The following is a 17,100-nucleotide window of genomic DNA, read 5'->3' as shown; positions in this document are numbered from 1 at the left end:
GGTGCCAGACCTTCTGGCCTCAGAACTTCATGATGTAAGAGATGCCGAACACCATCGGGTCGACCTCGGCGGTGCCGATATCGGTGCCGTTCAGTTCGGCGTCCATGTCGATGTCCATCCAGCGCAGATCGGCGCGCAGCGCGCCGCGGTCGCTGATCGCGTAATCCACCCCCAGATGCAGCGCCGCACCCCAGGAATCGTCAAGCTCCAGATCTCCGAGCGGCGAGTCGACGTCCAGCGCCGTGGTGTAGTTGACCCCGATCCCGGCAAAGGGCGTGAACGCGGTCTTGGTCTGGAAATGGTAATTGATCGACACGGTGGGCGGCAGGTGCTTGACCTCGCCGATATCCGCGCCGCCCAGATCCAGATCATGGGTAAAGGGCGTGGCCGCCAGCACCTCGATGCCCAGATTGTCGGCGATGAAATATTCGAAGGTCAGCGTGACCTGGGTGTTCTTGTCGATCTCCAGCTTGGCGCCCGCGACGGTGCCGTTGTCCTCCTTGGGCGACACCGTGCCAAGCCCGAGGCCCAGCGTCCAGTCGCCCTGCGACTGCGCCATGGCGCCGGTGGCCGAAGTGGCAAGCAGCGCTGCGGCGCAAAGGGTCGTGATCCTGTTCATGTCTGTCTTGGTCCTTATCCAGATCGCGCGTGGGATCATGTCGCGCCTCTGCGCCGCGCGCGTGTTGATCTGGGTCAAGCGCCGCCCGGCATTCTGACGATTGTTGTAGATTTATCATATGGTTAGTCTGCGTCGCACCTTTGGCCCACGCGCCTTTATGCTGCTGCCGCTGGCAGTGCTGCTGGCGCTGCTGCTGCTGGCCGGGCTGCGCGCGGGCCAGCACGCGGCGCAGCTTAGCGAAAGCGACGCCATGGCGCCTTATGTGGCGCGCCATGTGCAGGAGGGCGGCGCGCGCACCGATTGCAGCGGGCGTCCGGGGCAGGGTCCGGTCTGGATCGTGCTGCGTTGCGAGGGGGCGGCGGGGGGTGCCGTCTATGACATTGATCGCCGCGGCGGGCTGCTGGCCCGGCAGCAGATCCGGCCACGGCCGCGCACATGACGCGGCGGCCATCACGACAGGGAGGGCGCGCATGAAACTGCAATCGCAGGTGGTCACCGGATCGGAGAGCTTCCGCGCCAACCGGGAGGCGCATCTGGCAGCGCTGGCCGAGATCCGCGCGGCGGCGGACCGGGCGGCGGCAGGCGGCGGAGAGACGGCGCGCGCCCGCCATGTGGCGCGGGGCAAGATGCTGCCGCGCGACCGGGTGGCGGGGCTGCTGGATCCGGGCTCGGCCTTTCTGGAAATCGGCGCGGTGGCGGCGCATGGGCTCTATGAGGGCGCTGCCCCCGGCGCGGGGCTGATCGCGGGCATCGGGCAGGTCATGGGGCATCAGGTCATGGTGCTGGCCAATGACGCCACGGTAAAGGGCGGCACCTATTACCCGATGACGGTGAAAAAGCACCTGCGCGCGCAGGAGATCGCCGAACAGAACCGTCTGCCCTGCGTCTATCTGGTCGACAGCGGCGGCGCCAACCTGCCCAATCAGGACGAGGTCTTTCCCGACCGCGATCATTTCGGGCGCATCTTCTACAATCAGGCGCGGATGAGCGCGCAGAACATCGCGCAGATTGCCGTGGTCATGGGCAGCTGCACGGCGGGCGGCGCCTATGTGCCCGCCATGTCCGATGTGGCGATCATCGTGAAAGAGCAGGGCACGATCTTTCTGGCCGGTCCGCCGCTGGTGCGGGCCGCGACAGGCGAAGTGGTGACGGCGGAGGATCTGGGCGGCGGCGACGTGCACACGAGGCTGTCGGGGGTGGCGGATTATCTGGCCGAGGATGACGCCCATGCGCTGGCGCTGGCGCGGCGCGCGGTGGCCGGGCTGAACCTTGTGGCTCCGGCCTTGGGGGCGGTGCAGCCGCCCGAGCCGCCCGCCTATGATCCGGAGGAAATTCTGGGCGTGGTGCCCGCCGGGCTGCGCACGCCTTATGACATCCGCGAGGTGATCGCGCGGCTGGTGGACGGCTCGCGGTTTGACGAGTTCAAGGCGCGGTTCGGCGACACGCTGGTGACGGGCTTTGCCCATGTCGAAGGCCTGCCGCTGGGGATCGTCGCCAATAACGGCGTGCTGTTTTCGGAGGCCGCGCAGAAAGGCGCGCATTTCATCGAGCTGTGCGCGCAGCGGCGCATCCCCTTGGTGTTCCTGCAGAACATCACCGGCTTCATGGTGGGCCGCAAATATGAAAACGACGGCATCGCCCGCCATGGCGCCAAGATGGTGACGGCGGTGGCAACCACCGAGGTGCCCAAGATCACGCTGCTGGTGGGGGGCAGTTTCGGCGCGGGCAATTACGGCATGGCGGGCCGCGCCTATGGCCCGCGCTTCCTGTGGACCTGGCCCAATGCCCGGATCGGCGTGATGGGTGGCGAACAGGCGGCGGGGGTGCTGGCGCAGGTGCGGCGCGAGGGTATCGAACGCGCGGGCGGCGCGTGGAGCGCGGAGGAGGAAGAGGCCTTCAAGCGCCCCACCATCGAGATGTTCGAAACCCAGTCGCATCCGCTTTATGCCAGCGCGCGGCTGTGGGATGACGGTGTCATCGACCCGCGCAGATCGCGCGACGTGCTGGCCCTGTCGCTGCGCGCCGCGCTGAATGCCCCGGTGGCGGAGACACGCTTTGGCGTGTTCCGCATGTGACCCTCTGCGGATGCCGCATAACCCAACAGGAGCCAGAGCCATGCCGAGCCTGCAGCAGATCATCGACGCGAACCCCGAGGCGGAGACCTTCCGCTTTGGCGACAGCAAGGCGCTGTGCGACCGGATCCTCGCGCTGGTGCGCGCCGGGACCAAGACCGCGACCTGCGAGGCGGCGCGGCATTACGGCCCCGGCGGCGACGCATGGCCCGAGGTGGGGCGCCGCGATGTCGCCTTGGAATGGGACGGGCGCCCGGCGGTGATGATCGAGACGGTGGCGGTGGAGACCCGGCGCTGGTCCGAGATGGACGCGGATCTGGTGGCGGCGCAGGGGGAATTCCGCGATCTGGCGCAATGGCAGCAGGAGTACCGCGCCTATTTCGAACGTAATGGCGGCTGGTCCGAGGACATGAAGATCATGTGCGAACGGTTCCGCGTCGTCGAGGATTACGCCGGGGGGCGGCGATGACCGGGTTTTCGCGCCTGCGCCATGGACGGGGGGAGCCATGTTCCACACGCTGCTGATCGCCAACCGCGGCGAGATCGCCTGCCGCATCGCGCGCACCGCCCGCGCCTTGGGCTGCCGGGTGGTCGCGGTCTATTCCGAGGCGGATGCCGGGGCGGCGCATGTGGCGCTGGCTGATGTCGCGGTGCCCATCGGCGGCGCCTCTCCCGCTGACAGCTATCTGCGCGGGGACCGCATCATCGCGGCGGCGCAGGCCACGGGCGCGCAGGCCATCCATCCCGGCTATGGCTTCCTGTCCGAGAACCCCGAGTTTGTGGAGGCGGTGACGGCGGCGGGGCTGGTCTTTGTCGGACCTTCGGCTCCGGCGATCCGCGCCATGGGGCTGAAGGATGCGGCCAAGCGGCTGATGGCCGAGGCGGGTGTGCCGGTGGTGCCGGGCTATCACGGCCCCGAACAGGATCCCGCATTTCTTGCCGCGCAGGCAGAGGCGCTTGGCTATCCGGTGCTGATCAAGGCGGTGGCGGGTGGTGGCGGCAAGGGCATGCGGCAGGTGGCGCGGGCGGCGGATTTCGCCACGGCGCTGGAAGGCGCGCGGGCCGAGGCACGCGGCGCCTTCGGCAATGACGCGGTGCTGATCGAGAAATTCGTGGCAAGCCCCCGCCATATCGAGGTGCAGGTCTTTGGCGATGGCAGCCGCGCGCTGCATTTGTTCGAACGGGACTGTTCGCTGCAGCGGCGCCACCAGAAGGTGATCGAAGAAGCACCCGCCCCCGGCATGACCGCCGAGATGCGCGCCGCCATGGGGCAGGCGGCGGTGCGCGCCGCCGAGGCCATCGGCTATAGCGGTGCGGGCACGGTGGAATTCATCGTCGACGGATCGGACGGACTGCGCCCCGACCGGTTCTGGTTCATGGAAATGAACACGCGGTTGCAGGTGGAACATCCCGTCACCGAACTGGTGACCGGCATCGATCTGGTGGAATGGCAGCTGCGGGTCGCGGCGGGCGAGCCCTTGCCCTGCGCGCAGGCCGATCTGCGGCTGACCGGCCATGCCTTCGAGGCGCGGCTTTACGCCGAGGACGTGCCTGCGGGCTTTCTGCCCGCCACCGGGCGGATCGGGCATCTGGCCTTTCCTGATGGCGTGCGCGCCGATAGCGGCGTGCGGTCGGGGGATGTGATCTCGCCGCATTATGACCCGATGATCGCCAAGCTGATCGTGCATGGCCCCACCCGCGCCATCGCGCGGCTGCGGCTGGTTTCGGCGCTGCGGCAGACGCAGGTCGCGGGCACGGTCACCAATCTGGGGTTTCTTGCGGCGCTGGCCTCGCATGACGGCTTTGCGGCGGGGCAGGTCGATACCGGGCTGATCGCGCGGGATCTGGCGCAGCTGGTGAGCCTGCCCGAACCTGCGCCGCAGGTGCTGGCGCAGGCGGCGCTGGCGCTGACCGGGCTCGACAGGCCGGGCGGGCCGCAGCGCGGCTTTACGCTTTGGGCGCCGCTGGAACAGGCGCTGGTGCTGAGGGTGGGACCGGACGAGCTGCCGCTGCGGCTGCGCGTTCTGGGGCCAGACCATGTGACGGTGATCCTGCCCGAGGCCGAGGTTCAGGCCGAACGCAGCGCAGGCCACTGGCGCTATGACGGCCAGCCCGCCGCCCCGCAGCATCTGGAGGTGGATCGCGTGACGGTCTTTGCCGGGCAGGCGGTGGCGGTGGCGCGGGTCGATCCGCTGGACCGTGCCGCGGCGCAGGGGGCGGGCTCGGCGCTGGTCGTGGCGCCGATGCCGGGCCGGGTGGTCGCGGTCTTTGCCAAGCCCGGGCAAAGCGTGGCGGCGGGCGACCGGCTGGCGCTGCTGGAAGCGATGAAGATGGAGCATACGCTTTGCGCCGCGCGCGACGGGCAGGTGGCGGAGGTGCTGGTCGAGGCGGGCGCGCAGGTCGAGGCGGGTGCCGCCCTGATCCGGCTGGAGGAGGAGGAGACATGATCACGCTGCATCACGCGCCGCAGTCCCGGTCGATGCGGGTGCTCTGGCTGCTGCACGAACTGGGGCTGGAGGTGGAGGTGGTGACCGAAGCCATGGACCGCAGCCTGCGCCGCGCCGACTATCTGGCGCGCTCTCCGGCAGGGCGGGTGCCGGCGCTGCTGATCGACGGGCGGGTGCTGTTCGAATCCGGCGCCATTCTGGAATATCTCTGCGAACGCCACCCCGAGGCGAGGCTGGCGCCGATGCCGGGGCAGCCCGAACGGGCGGATTTCCTGATTTGGCTGCATTTTGCCGAAACCCTGAGCCAGCACAGCGCCGCCCTGACCCAGCAGCATGTCATCCTGCGCGAGGATGCCATGCGCTCGCCCGTCGTGATGCGGCTGGAGGCGGCACGGGTCGGCAAATGTTACGACGCGATCGAGGCGCGGCTGGCGCAGAGCGGCGATCATCTGCTGCGCTCGGGGTTTTCCGCCGCCGATGTGGCGGTGGGGCAGGCGGTCTATATGGCGCTGCATTTCCGGCGGCTCGACAGGTTGCCGCATCTGGGCGCATGGATGGACCGGCTGAGCGCGCGCCCCGCCTTTGTCCGCGCGCTGCCGGGGGCCGAAGACCGGCTTTACCCGCAGGAGTTCTATGCGGCATGGGAGGATCCGGCATGACCCGCCCTGTCGAGATCTTCGAGGTTGGCCCCCGCGACGGGCTGCAGAACGAACCGCAGGTGATCCCGCTGGCGGCAAAGCTGGCGCTGGTCGACTGTCTGAGCCGCGCGGGCTTTCGCCGCATCGAATGCGCCAGCTTCGTCAGCCCGCGCTGGGTGCCGCAGATGGCCGACAGCGATCGGGTGCTGGCGGGGATCGCCCGCGCGCCGGGCGTGTCCTATGCCGCGCTGACCGCCAACATGCGCGGGCTGGAGGCGGCGCGGGCAGCGGGCGCGGATGAGGTGGCGATCTTTGCCTCCGCCTCCGAAGGGTTCTCGCGCGCCAATATCAATGCGAGCATTGCCGAAAGCCTTGAACGGTTCGCTCCCGTGGCGAAGGCCGCGCACGAGGCGGGGCTGCCGCTGCGCGGCTATGTCTCCTGCGCGGTGGAGTGTCCGTTCGAGGGCGCGGTCGCACCCGCAGCGGCGGCGCGGGTGGCGGACGCGCTGGCGGATTTGGGCTGCTACGAGATTTCGCTGGCCGACACGATTGGCCGGGCGCGGCCCGAGGCGGTGGCAGCCATGCTGGAGGCGGTGCTGCAGGGTCTGCCCGCAGACCGGCTGGCGGGGCATTTTCACGACACCGCCGGGCAGGCGCTGGCCAATGTCGAGGTGGCGCTGGATCTGGGGCTGCGCGTCTTCGACGCGGCGGCGGGTGGTCTGGGGGGCTGTCCCTATGCGCCGGGGGCTGCGGGCAATCTCGCGACCGAGGCGCTGGCGGCACGGCTGGCCGATCTGGGCTACGAGACCGGGCTTGATGCCGCCGTTCTTGCGGAGGCGGCGGACATGGCGCGGGCGCTGCGCCTGCGCAGGGAGGCAACCTGATGGATCTGGTGCGGATAGAGACGGAGCCGCGCGGCGTGGCCCGGCTGGTGCTGGCGCGGGGGGACAAGCACAACGCGCTGTCGCCCGAGATGCTGACCGAGCTGGAGGCGGCGGCGCGCGACTTGGCGAAGGACGAGGCGGCGCGTGTGGTGGTGCTGCAGGCCGAGGGCGCAAGTTTCTGCGCGGGGGGCGATCTGGCGTGGATGCGCACACAGTTCGGAATGGATCCCGCCGGGCGCCGCCGGGAATCCCGGCGCATCGCCACGGCGCTTGGCGCGCTGGCGGCCCTGCCGCAGCCGCTGGTCGGGCGGGTGCAGGGCAATGCCTTCGGCGGCGGGTTGGGGCTGATCTCGGTCTGCGACGTGGCGGTTGGCGTGGCGGGCGCGCGGTTCGGGTTCACCGAGACCCGGCTTGGCCTGCTGCCCGCCAATATCGGCCCCTATGTGCTGGCGCGGATGGGGGCGGCGCGTGCGCGGGAGGTGTTCATGAACGCGCGGCTTTTCGACGCGGAGGAGGCGGTGCGGCTTGGCCTTCTGGCGCGTGCCGTGCCGCCCGACCGGCTGGATGCGGCGGTGGAGGCGGAGATCACCCCCTATCTCGCCTGTGCGCCGGGGGCGGTGCGCGCCGCCAAGGCGCTGCTGGCGGATCTGACCGGGCGCGTCACCGAGGCGCAGGTCGATCTGGCGGTGGAGGCGCTGGCCGACCGCTGGGAGACGGAAGAGGCGCAGCAGGGTGTCGCCGCGTTTTTCGACCGCCGCCCGCCGCCGTGGCAGGAGGGCGGCGAGCCCGGCTGACCGGGTCGATAAGTGTTCAAGCCACTGGAGGTTAAACGCTTTCTTCGCCGTCGTCGCATGGACCGGTGGGGGCTGGGCGGAGCACGGCCTATCTTGGCCCGCCCGTGCGGCTGCCGTGCCCGGCCCGGATGATATGGCAGGGCAGCCCCTGACGGGGCGGGCACGGGCGCTGCAGGCCGCGGGTCAAACCCGCGCCCTTTGGCCCGCTTGTCTGCTCTCCCTCGTGAGCCACTGAGGAGGCGAACTCGCCCTGAGTCTCGGGCTTCGCCTGTCTCCTGCGCAATTGCCGCCGAAAAAAGTGCCGAAAGATCAGGCAGGCGCCGGGCCCGGTCGGCCTATCTCCTTGCGGAGCAAGTGTTTTAACCATCTGTGAATATATCTCGCCCATGTTGACCCCGACACGCCGCGGCGATAAGTGACGGGAGCAAGGCTACAACGCCATGGTCTCCGCGCCGATCAGCGGCGCGCCTCGCAAAGGAGCCACACAGTGGACGAGATGCTGCGGGAATATCTTCCCATCCTCGTTTTTCTTGCCGTTGCCATCGGGCTCGGTCTCGTGCTGATCCTTGCGGCCGTCGTGCTGGCGGTGCGCAATCCGGATCCGGAAAAAGTCTCGGCCTATGAGTGCGGGTTCAACGCCTTTGATGACGCACGCATGAAGTTCGACGTGCGCTTCTATCTGGTGTCGATCCTGTTCATCATCTTCGATCTGGAGATTGCCTTCCTGTTCCCTTGGGCCGTGGCGTTCAAGGATGTGAGCATGGCGGGCTTCTGGTCGATGATGGTGTTCCTTGGCGTGCTGACCATCGGCTTTGCCTATGAATGGAAGAAAGGGGCGCTGGAATGGGAGTGACCGACAAGGACCCGCTGGTGACCCCGGTTCACGGCGAGGGCCATCAGGCGCCGCGGCTGAAGAGCGGCCCCTCGGCGCTGGCCCCCTATGGCCAGACCACGGCGGGCGGCGACCGGGAGGTGGCGACGCAGGCGCTGAACCGCGAACTGTCCGACAAGGGCTTTCTGCTGACGACGGTGGATGATGTCATCAACTGGGCGCGCACCGGCTCGCTGCACTGGATGACCTTTGGTCTGGCCTGCTGCGCGGTCGAGATGATGCAGGCCTCGATGCCGCGCTATGATCTGGAACGTTTCGGCACCGCACCGCGCGCCAGTCCGCGCCAGTCCGACCTGATGATCGTCGCGGGCACCCTGACCAACAAGATGGCCCCGGCGCTGCGCAAGGTCTATGACCAGATGCCGGAGCCGCGCTACGTCATTTCCATGGGATCCTGCGCCAATGGCGGCGGCTATTACCACTACAGCTATTCGGTGGTGCGCGGCTGTGACCGCATCGTGCCGGTGGATGTCTATGTGCCGGGCTGCCCGCCGACCGCAGAAGCGCTGATGTATGGCCTGATGGCGCTGCAGAAGAAAATCCGCCGCACCGGCACGATCGTGCGCTGAGCCAGAGGCCGGAGAGAAAGCAATGACGCAAGCACTCAAGGAACTGGGCGGCCATATCGAACAGAAGCGCCCCGACTGCGTGATCGGCTGGGACGTGACGCATGGCGAGCTGAACATCGACGTGGCGCCTGCAAATATCGCGGGCCTGGTCGAGTTTCTGAAGTCCGACGCCACCTGCCGCTTCACCTCGCTGGTGGACATCACCGCGGTGGATTACCCGGCGCGTCCGAAGCGGTTCGACGTGGTCTATCATTTCCTGTCGATGTACCAGAACCACCGCATCCGCCTGCGCATCGCCGTGCGGGAGCAGGACATGGTGCCGTCGATCACGGGGCTTCACCCCTCGGCCAACTGGTTCGAGCGGGAGGTGTTCGACATGTTCGGCATCCTGTTCTCCAGCCATCCCGACCTGCGCCGCATCCTGACGGATTACGGCTTTCGCGGCCATCCGCTGCGCAAGGATTTTCCGACCACCGGCTATGTCGAAGTGCGCTATGACGAAGAACAGAAGCGCGTCGTCTATGAACCGGTAAGCCTCGTGCAGGAATACCGCCAGTTCGACTTCATGTCCCCGTGGGAAGGGGCGCAATACGTGCTGCCCGGCGACGAAAAGGCGGATGCAAAATGACCCGTTCCGGAATGAGCGAGATTTTTCGTGCGAAAAATCTTGCGGCGCAGGGGGCCCGTATCGAGAATTTCCGGACGGAAATTCTCGGCACTCGAACAGTGAGAGAAGGGGCAGAATGATGGACGGCTCCAAAGGTTTTGATGACGCCCTGACCGGCGAGCAGAAGATCCGGAATTTCAACATCAACTTCGGGCCCCAGCACCCGGCGGCGCATGGCGTGCTGCGGCTGGTGCTCGAGCTTGACGGGGAGATCGTCGAGCGCTGCGATCCGCATATCGGGCTGCTGCACCGCGGCACCGAAAAGCTGATGGAAAGCCGCACCTATCTGCAGAACCTGCCCTATTTCGACCGGCTGGATTACGTCGGCACGATGAATCAGGAACATGCCTGGTGTCTGGCGATCGAGCGGCTGTGTCAGGTTGAGGTGCCGCGACGGGCCTCGATCATCCGCGTGCTCTATTGCGAGATCGGGCGCATCCTGAACCATCTGCTGAACGTGACGACGCAGGCCATGGATGTGGGGGCGCTGACGCCGCCGCTCTGGGGCTTCGAGGAACGCGAGAAGCTGATGATCTTCTACGAGCGTGCCTCGGGCGCGCGCCTGCATGCGGCCTATTTCCGTCCCGGGGGCGTGCATCAGGATCTGCCGCCCGCACTGATCGACGATATCGATGCCTGGGCGCAGGCCTTTCCGGCCGTGCTGCAGGACATCGATGACCTGCTGACCGAGAACCGCATCTTCAAGCAGCGCAATGCCGATATCGGCGTCGTCACCGAAGACGACATTCAGGACTATGGCTTTTCGGGCGTGATGGTGCGCGGCTCTGGCTTTGCCTGGGACCTGCGGCGCGCCCAGCCCTATGAATGTTATGACGAGTTCGATTTCCAGATTCCCGTCGGCAAGAATGGCGACTGCTACGACCGCTATCTGGTCCGCATGGCGGAAATGCGCGAAAGCGTGAAGATCATGCGGCAGGCCTGCGCCATGCTGAAGATGCCGGAAAATCAGGGCGACGTGCTGGCCCGGGGCAAGGTCACGCCGCCGAAGCGGTCGGAGATGAAGACCTCGATGGAGGCGCTCATCCACCACTTCAAGCTCTATACCGAAGGCTTCCGCGTTCCCGAGGGCGAAATTTACGCCGCGGTCGAGGCGCCCAAGGGCGAATTTGGCGTCTATCTGGTGGCGGATGGCACCAACAAGCCGTATCGGGCAAAGCTGCGGGCGCCGGGCTTCCTGCATCTGCAGGCGATGGATTATCTGTGCCGGGGTCACCAGCTGGCCGACGTGGCCGCAATTCTGGGTTCGCTGGACATCGTGTTCGGCGAAGTGGACCGCTGAGGCGGGCAGGGGAAGATGATGGTGAATTACACTCCGATGCTCTGCCTTGCCGCTGCCCTGCTGGCCGGATGCGCAATGCCCCCCGAAGGCACCGAACCTGAGGATCTGGCCGCGTGGGATCAGGCGGTGACCTCCGTCGGCTGCAGCCTCGAGACCGAATCCGATTACCTGCCGGTGGAATTGCAGACCGGCCAGACACGCGCTCTGGTGCAGGAGATTGCGGCCTACAAGGTCGCCTCCGAAGAGGCCGTGCGGCTTGACAGCGGCGGCGTGCGCCTGATCACCGGCGCCTGCGCCCCCGTCCCGTCCTCCCCGGCGCCCGCTGCCGGGTAAGTTACAGAGCGGCGGGGTGCCAAGCCCCCGTCCGAACGCCGCGGCCCCGCTGGGCCCGGCCCCAGACAGGAACCGAAGGTCCGTTTGACATGCTGCGACGTCTTCATCCCGAACAGCCCGCCAGCTTCGCCTTCACGCCCGCCAACCTGGCTTGGGCGGAGGCGCAGATCACCAAATATCCCGAGGGACGGCAGGCCAGCGCGATCATTCCGCTGCTGTGGCGGGCTCAGGAACAGGAAGGTTGGCTGACCCGGCCCGCGATCGAGGCCGTGGCCCAGATGCTGGGCATGGCCTATATCCGCGCGCTGGAAGTGGCCACGTTCTACTTCATGTTCCAGCTGCAACCCGTTGGCAGCGTTGCGCATATTCAGGTCTGCGGCACCCTGTCCTGCATGATCTGCGGCGCCGAGGATCTGATTGGCGTCTGCAAGGAAAAGATCGCGCCCAAGGCGCATATGCTCTCCGACGATGGCCGGTTTTCATGGGAAGAGGTGGAATGCCTCGGATCCTGCGCCAACGCGCCCATGGCCCAGATCGGCAAGGATTATTACGAGGATCTGACCGCGGCGCGGCTCGCCGAGATGATCGACGAGATGGCGGCAGGCAAGGTGCCGCTGCCGGGTCCGCAGAATGGCCGCTATGCCTCGGAACCGCTCGGCGGGCTGACCTCGCTGGTGGCGCATGAAGAGGGGCGCGAGCCCCGCAACGCCTCGGTGCAGCTTGCCCATGACATCGGCGACACGCTGAAGCGCATCGATGGCACCGAAGTGCCGCTGCGCACGCCGTGGCATGACCGCTCGCACGAGGTGGGCGATACCGACGCGCCCGATGTGCATGAACCGCAGCTGTCCGCTGGCGCCAGCGCCGATGCGACGGGCATCGACAAGCGCGAGGCGCCGGTGACCGATGATGCGCGCGTGACCACCGATGCGCCCTCCACCGAACCGTCGCAGGACGCGGCGGAGGCGGGGCAGAAGCCTGCCACGCTGGAGGCGCCGCGCGAAGGTGGGGCCGACGATCTGAAGCGGATCAAGGGCGTTGGGCCGAAGCTTGAGGTGATGCTCAACGAGATGGGCTTTTTCCATTTCGACCAGATCGCGGGCTGGAGCGAGGCGGAACTGGCATGGGTCGACGAGAACCTGCCGGGCTTCAAGGGCCGCGCCTCGCGCGATGAATGGATCCCGCAGGCCAAGGCTCTGGCTTCGGGCGAGACGGGCGAGAACGGCGACGCCGAGGCGTGAGGGCGGGACGCTGGCGGGGCGATCTGTTATGGTCGCGCCGCGAGGGCTCTGCCGGAGTGGCGTCGTGCCCCCGGGATGTGGGCAGGCGCTGAGCGCTGCAGGAAAACGACAGGTCGCGCCCTTGGCGCGCCGCAACAAGAGGCCGGACCGGGCATGAACGGGCAGGACAAGCACAACCGGCAGGGGCGCGTCATCGCGCTTGTGATTGCCGGAACCGGCCTGGCCTGGATCGCCGCCACGGCTGCGGGCGAGCTGCTGGGATGGCCCCAGCGCACGAGGGCTTTCTTCGACCTGGCGGCACTGGCCGGGTTCGGGACGGCGATCTGGATGATTTACGGGCTCTGGCGGGCGCGTCAGAAGGACAAGGACTGAAGAGATGCTGAAGGACGAAGATCGGATTTTCACCAATCTCTACGGCATGCACGACCGCTCGCTCGCGGGGGCACGGAAGCGCGGCCATTGGGATGGCACCGCCGGGCTGCTCGCCAAGGGCCGGGACTGGATCATCAACGAGATGAAGGCCTCGGGGCTGCGCGGGCGCGGTGGCGCGGGCTTTCCCACCGGGCTCAAATGGTCCTTCATGCCGAAGGAATCCGATGGCCGCCCGTCCTATCTGGTGGTCAATGCGGATGAATCCGAGCCGGGCACCTGCAAGGACCGGGAGATCATGCGCCACGATCCGCATACGCTGATCGAAGGCTGCCTGATCGCCAGCTTCGCGATGCAGGCCCATGCCTGCTACATCTATATCCGCGGCGAATATATCCGCGAGAAGGAAGCGCTGCAGGCCGCCATCGACGAAGCCTATGACGCGGGTCTGCTTGGCCCGAACGCTGCCGGATCGGGCTGGGATTTCGACCTTTACCTGCATCACGGCGCGGGCGCCTATATCTGCGGCGAGGAAACAGCGCTTCTGGAAAGCCTTGAGGGCAAGAAGGGCATGCCGCGGATGAAGCCGCCATTCCCGGCGGGCGCGGGGCTTTATGGCTGCCCGACCACGGTGAACAACGTGGAATCCATCGCGGTGGCGCCGACGATCCTGCGCCGGGGCGCCGCCTGGTTCGCGGGCTTTGGCCGCCAGAACAATGCGGGCACCAAGCTGTTTGCGATCTCTGGCCATGTCAACCGGCCCTGCGTGGTCGAAGAGGCGATGTCGATCAGCTTTGAAGAGCTGATCGAGACGCATTGCGGCGGCATCCGCGGCGGCTGGGACAACCTGCTGGCGGTGATCCCGGGCGGATCGTCGGTGCCCTGCGTGCGCGGCGAAAAGATGCGTGACGCGGTGATGGATTTCGATTACCTGCGCGGCGAACTGGGCTCCGGCCTTGGCACGGCGGCGGTGATCGTGATGGACAAGCAGACCGACATCATCAAGGCGATCTGGCGGCTGTCGAAATTCTACAAGCATGAAAGCTGCGGCCAGTGTACGCCCTGCCGCGAAGGCACCGGCTGGATGATGCGCGTCATGGACCGACTGGTGCGCGGCGAGGCCGAGGTCGAAGAAATCGACATGCTGTTCCAGGTGACCAAGCAGGTCGAGGGCCACACCATCTGCGCGCTTGGCGACGCGGCGGCATGGCCGATCCAGGGCCTGATCCGCAACTTCCGCGAAGAGATCGAGGACCGGATCAAGGCGCAGAAGACCGGGCGCATGGGCGCGATGGCGGCGGAATGACCATGCGCCGTAGCCCCTCCTTTCTGCTCTGCCTGACGGCGCTGGCGGGTCTGACGCTGACCGCCTGCGGCGCCAGCCGTGACGCGCCGGTGTTCAACGGGGTGAAGTTCCGCTCCGATGTCCGGGCCTCGAAAGAGGACCGGGCGAGCTTTGTCGCCACGGTGCGCAATGCCACGCCCGCGCTTGAAGGCGCGGTGCTGGCGGCGGAATACGAAGGCGTGCGCTACTGCATCACCTATATCGGCAATTCCGACATCCAGTGGCAGGTCGGCCCCGACACGCCGCCCGCACAGCTGGTGGCGAGCGATGGCACGCTGAGCCTGCGGGGGCGCTGCGCCGGATGACGGAGTTTGCGCGCATTTCAACGGGTTACGGGGGTGGTTATTGCATGACCATGGCCCCAGTGCCCACATTCCGGCGGAGGGCCTGCCGCGCGCGCGCGGGCGGGCTCATCCATAACCGGAGACATGACATGCGCAGATGGACCCCTATTGCCCTTGCCGCGATGCTGGGTGCGGCGGGCCTGCCCGCCACGACGGAGGCCCAGACCCGGCCGCCGCTGAGCGAGGTGGCGGAGATTCACGACGGGCTGCTGGCCGTGGGGATCGCCGACGAGATCCGCAACAAATGCAGCGGCATCAGCGCGCGGATGATCAGCGCCTTCAGCTATCTGAACCGGCTGAAGGGGCAGGCGCGGGCCTTGGGCTACAGCGACAAGGAGATCGAGTCCTACGTGACCTCGAAATCCGAGAAACGGAAAATGCGCGCCGAAGGCGAAGCATGGCTTCAGGCACGCGGCGCGACGCCGGGCGTGGCCGAGGGCTACTGCCGGGTCGGGCGCGAGGAAATTGCCAGGGGCAGCCGGATCGGGCTGCTGCTGAGGGAAAACTGATGCGGCACGCGACGCGCAAAGCCCCGGACGCCTCTGCGGCGGTGGCGGCGGGGGCGTCGCGTGCAACACCTGTCATGGGAAGATGCCAATGACCAACCTGCGTAAGATCATCATTGACGGCAAGGAAGTGGAAGTGGACGGGGCGCTGACCCTGATCCAGGCCTGCGAGCAGGCGGGCATCGAGGTGCCGCGGTTCTGCTATCACGAGCGGCTGTCGATCGCCGGCAACTGCCGCATGTGCCTTGTCGAGGTGGTGGGCGGGCCGCCCAAGCCTGCGGCCTCCTGCGCGATGCAGGTGCGCGACCTGCGGCCCGGGCCCGAGGGCCAGCCGCCGGTGGTCAAGACCAATTCGCCCATGGTCAAGAAGGCGCGCGAGGGGGTGATGGAGTTCCTGCTCATCAACCACCCGCTGGACTGCCCGATCTGCGATCAGGGCGGCGAATGCGACCTGCAGGATCAGGCCATGGCCTATGGCGTGGATTTCTCGCGCTATCGCGAACCCAAGCGCGCGACCGAGGATCTGAACCTCGGGCCGCTGGTCGAAACCCATATGACGCGCTGCATCTCCTGCACGCGCTGCGTGCGCTTTACCACCGAGGTGGCGGGGATCACCCAGATGGGCCAGACCGGGCGCGGCGAGGATGCGGAGATCACCTCCTACCTCAACCAGACGCTGGATTCGAACCTGCAGGGCAATATCATCGACCTGTGCCCGGTGGGCGCGCTGGTCAGCAAGCCCTATGCCTTCACCGCGCGTCCGTGGGAACTGACCAAGACCGAATCCGTCGACGTGATGGATGCGCTGGGGTCGAACATCCGGGTCGACACCAAGGGCCGCGAAGTCATGCGCTTCCTGCCGCGCAACCATGATGGCGTGAACGAGGAATGGATTTCCGACAAGACGCGCTTTGTCTGGGACGGGCTGCGGCGGCAGCGGCTGGACCGGCCCTATATCCGCGTTGACGGCAAGCTGCGCCCGGCCACATGGCCCGAGGCGCTGGCAGCCGCCGCCGGTGCAATCAAGGGCGCCAAGAAGCTGGCCGGTCTGGTCGGCGATCTGACCCCGGTCGAGGCCGCCTATGCGCTGAAGGCGCTGGTCGAGGGGCAGGGCGGATCGGTGGAATGCCGCACCGATGGCGCGCGCCTGCCTGCGGGCAACCGCTCGGCCTATGTCGGCAACGTGACGATCGAAGACATCGACACCGCCTCCGAGATCATTCTGGTCGGCACCAACCCGCGCGACGAGGCGCCGGTGCTGAACGCGCGCATCCGCAAGGCGTGGATCCATGGCGCCGAAGTCAGCCTTGTCGGGCAGATGGCGGATCTGACCTATGACGCGACCCATCTGGGCACCGACCGTGCCGCACTGTCCAAGGCCAAGGCGGGCGAGGGCGCAATTGTCATCGTGGGGCAGGGCGCGCTGAATGAGGCCGATGGCGCCGCCGTGCTGGCCGCCTGCATGGCGCTGTCGGGCCGGGTTCTGGTGCTGCACACCGCCGCCTCGCGCGTGGGGGCGCTGGATGTGGGCGCCGTGACCGAAGGCGGGCTTGCCGCCGCGGTCGAGGGCGCCGACGTGATCTACAACCTTGGCGCCGACGAGATCGACATCGCGCCCGGGGCCTTCGTGATCTATCAGGGCAGCCATGGTGACCGGGGCGCGCATCGTGCCGACGTGATCCTGCCGGGGGCCGCCTATACCGAAGAAAACGGGCTCTTCGTGAACACCGAAGGCCGTCCGCAGCTGGCGCTGCGCGCGGGCTATGCGCCGGGGGAGGCCAAGGAAAACTGGGCCATCCTGCGCGCGCTCTCGGCGGAGATCGGGGCGACCCAGCCTTGGGACAGCCTTGCGCAGCTGCGCCAGAAGCTGGTGGCGGATGTGCCGCATCTGGCCGCCATCGACGTGGTGCCGGAAAACGACTGGCAGCCGCTGGAGACGGACAAGCTGGGCGATGCCGCCTTCCGCCCTGCGGTCAAGGACTTCTGGCTGAGCAACCCCATCGCCCGCGCCTCGGTGCTGATGGCAGAGCTTTCCGCCAATGCGAAGGCCCGCCGCAGCGCGCCGCTGGCTGCCGAGTAA

General features: G+C 67.4%; 19 protein-coding genes. 18 read left to right on the top strand and 1 reads right to left on the bottom strand.

The window, feature by feature from the left end:
* Positions 1-19 precede the first annotated feature (19 nt).
* Positions 20-619 carry an OmpW/AlkL family protein gene (locus tag BLR51_RS13780; protein WP_089847917.1) on the bottom strand — a complete coding sequence of 200 codons (600 nt, stop codon included), beginning with the start codon at positions 617-619 and terminating at the stop codon, positions 20-22.
* A gap of 118 nt (positions 620-737) precedes the next feature.
* On the opposite strand from BLR51_RS13780, the gene BLR51_RS13775 reads away from it, so the two are divergent.
* From BLR51_RS13775 to nuoG, 18 genes are all read left to right on the top strand, one after another.
* The gene (locus BLR51_RS13775; RefSeq protein ID WP_131821818.1) at positions 738-1,058 is read left to right on the top strand and encodes a hypothetical protein; all 321 of its coding nucleotides are present in this window, start codon (positions 738-740) and stop codon (positions 1,056-1,058) included.
* Positions 1,059-1,089: 31 nt separating this feature from the next.
* Positions 1,090-2,694 (top strand): carboxyl transferase domain-containing protein, encoded by a 1,605-nt coding sequence (locus tag BLR51_RS13770; RefSeq protein ID WP_089847913.1) that lies wholly within the window; start codon positions 1,090-1,092, stop codon positions 2,692-2,694.
* A 40-nt stretch (positions 2,695-2,734) separates the two neighbouring features.
* Positions 2,735-3,160 carry an ASCH domain-containing protein gene (locus BLR51_RS13765; RefSeq protein WP_089847911.1) on the top strand — a complete coding sequence of 142 codons (426 nt, stop codon included), beginning with the start codon at positions 2,735-2,737 and terminating at the stop codon, positions 3,158-3,160.
* Positions 3,161-3,197: 37 nt separating this feature from the next.
* On the top strand, positions 3,198-5,138 hold the full coding sequence (locus BLR51_RS13760; RefSeq protein ID WP_089847909.1) for an acetyl/propionyl/methylcrotonyl-CoA carboxylase subunit alpha: 1,941 nt from the start codon (positions 3,198-3,200) through the stop codon (positions 5,136-5,138).
* A complete protein-coding gene (locus BLR51_RS13755; protein ID WP_089847907.1) occupies positions 5,135-5,797 on the top strand; it encodes a glutathione S-transferase family protein in 663 nt (220 codons plus the stop codon). Before BLR51_RS13760 ends, BLR51_RS13755 begins: the two co-directional genes overlap by 4 nt.
* Complete coding sequence (locus BLR51_RS13750) at positions 5,794-6,660, top strand: hydroxymethylglutaryl-CoA lyase (protein WP_089847905.1); 867 nt, start codon at positions 5,794-5,796, stop codon at positions 6,658-6,660. The genes BLR51_RS13755 and BLR51_RS13750 overlap by 4 nt, the downstream gene beginning before the upstream one ends.
* Complete coding sequence (locus tag BLR51_RS13745) at positions 6,660-7,454, top strand: crotonase/enoyl-CoA hydratase family protein (RefSeq protein ID WP_207543628.1); 795 nt, start codon at positions 6,660-6,662, stop codon at positions 7,452-7,454. Before BLR51_RS13750 ends, BLR51_RS13745 begins: the two co-directional genes overlap by 1 nt.
* A gap of 487 nt (positions 7,455-7,941) precedes the next feature.
* On the top strand, positions 7,942-8,307 hold the full coding sequence (locus BLR51_RS13740; RefSeq protein WP_089847901.1) for an NADH-quinone oxidoreductase subunit A: 366 nt from the start codon (positions 7,942-7,944) through the stop codon (positions 8,305-8,307).
* The gene (locus BLR51_RS13735; protein WP_242656730.1) at positions 8,298-8,915 is read left to right on the top strand and encodes a NuoB/complex I 20 kDa subunit family protein; all 618 of its coding nucleotides are present in this window, start codon (positions 8,298-8,300) and stop codon (positions 8,913-8,915) included. The genes BLR51_RS13740 and BLR51_RS13735 overlap by 10 nt, the downstream gene beginning before the upstream one ends.
* Positions 8,916-8,937: 22 nt before the next feature.
* Positions 8,938-9,543, top strand: a complete 606-nt coding sequence (locus BLR51_RS13730; RefSeq protein WP_089847899.1) for an NADH-quinone oxidoreductase subunit C — start codon at positions 8,938-8,940, stop codon at positions 9,541-9,543.
* A 118-nt stretch (positions 9,544-9,661) separates the two neighbouring features.
* Positions 9,662-10,882 (top strand): NADH-quinone oxidoreductase subunit D, encoded by a 1,221-nt coding sequence (locus tag BLR51_RS13725; protein ID WP_207543630.1) that lies wholly within the window; start codon positions 9,662-9,664, stop codon positions 10,880-10,882.
* Positions 10,883-10,900: 18 nt separating this feature from the next.
* Complete coding sequence (locus BLR51_RS13720) at positions 10,901-11,215, top strand: hypothetical protein (protein WP_089847895.1); 315 nt, start codon at positions 10,901-10,903, stop codon at positions 11,213-11,215.
* An 89-nt stretch (positions 11,216-11,304) separates the two neighbouring features.
* The gene (locus BLR51_RS13715) at positions 11,305-12,456 is read left to right on the top strand and encodes an NADH-quinone oxidoreductase subunit E (RefSeq protein ID WP_089847893.1); all 1,152 of its coding nucleotides are present in this window, start codon (positions 11,305-11,307) and stop codon (positions 12,454-12,456) included.
* Between the two features lie 153 nt (positions 12,457-12,609).
* On the top strand, positions 12,610-12,828 hold the full coding sequence (locus tag BLR51_RS13710) for a DUF5337 domain-containing protein (RefSeq protein ID WP_089847891.1): 219 nt from the start codon (positions 12,610-12,612) through the stop codon (positions 12,826-12,828).
* 4 nt (positions 12,829-12,832) lie between these two features.
* Positions 12,833-14,131, top strand: coding sequence for an NADH-quinone oxidoreductase subunit NuoF (gene nuoF, locus BLR51_RS13705; protein WP_089847889.1), 1,299 nt, complete (start codon positions 12,833-12,835; stop codon positions 14,129-14,131).
* Positions 14,128-14,475 (top strand): hypothetical protein, encoded by a 348-nt coding sequence (locus BLR51_RS13700; RefSeq protein ID WP_089847887.1) that lies wholly within the window; start codon positions 14,128-14,130, stop codon positions 14,473-14,475. The genes nuoF and BLR51_RS13700 overlap by 4 nt, the downstream gene beginning before the upstream one ends.
* Positions 14,476-14,603: 128 nt before the next feature.
* Positions 14,604-15,023, top strand: coding sequence for a DUF5333 domain-containing protein (locus BLR51_RS13695; RefSeq protein WP_089847885.1), 420 nt, complete (start codon positions 14,604-14,606; stop codon positions 15,021-15,023).
* A gap of 88 nt (positions 15,024-15,111) precedes the next feature.
* Complete coding sequence (gene nuoG, locus BLR51_RS13690; RefSeq protein WP_089847884.1) at positions 15,112-17,100, top strand: NADH-quinone oxidoreductase subunit NuoG; 1,989 nt, start codon at positions 15,112-15,114, stop codon at positions 17,098-17,100.

Source organism: Salipiger marinus, assembly GCF_900100085.1.
Lineage (GTDB): Bacteria > Pseudomonadota > Alphaproteobacteria > Rhodobacterales > Rhodobacteraceae > Salipiger > Salipiger marinus.
This window is presented reverse-complemented; position numbering and strand designations above follow the sequence as displayed.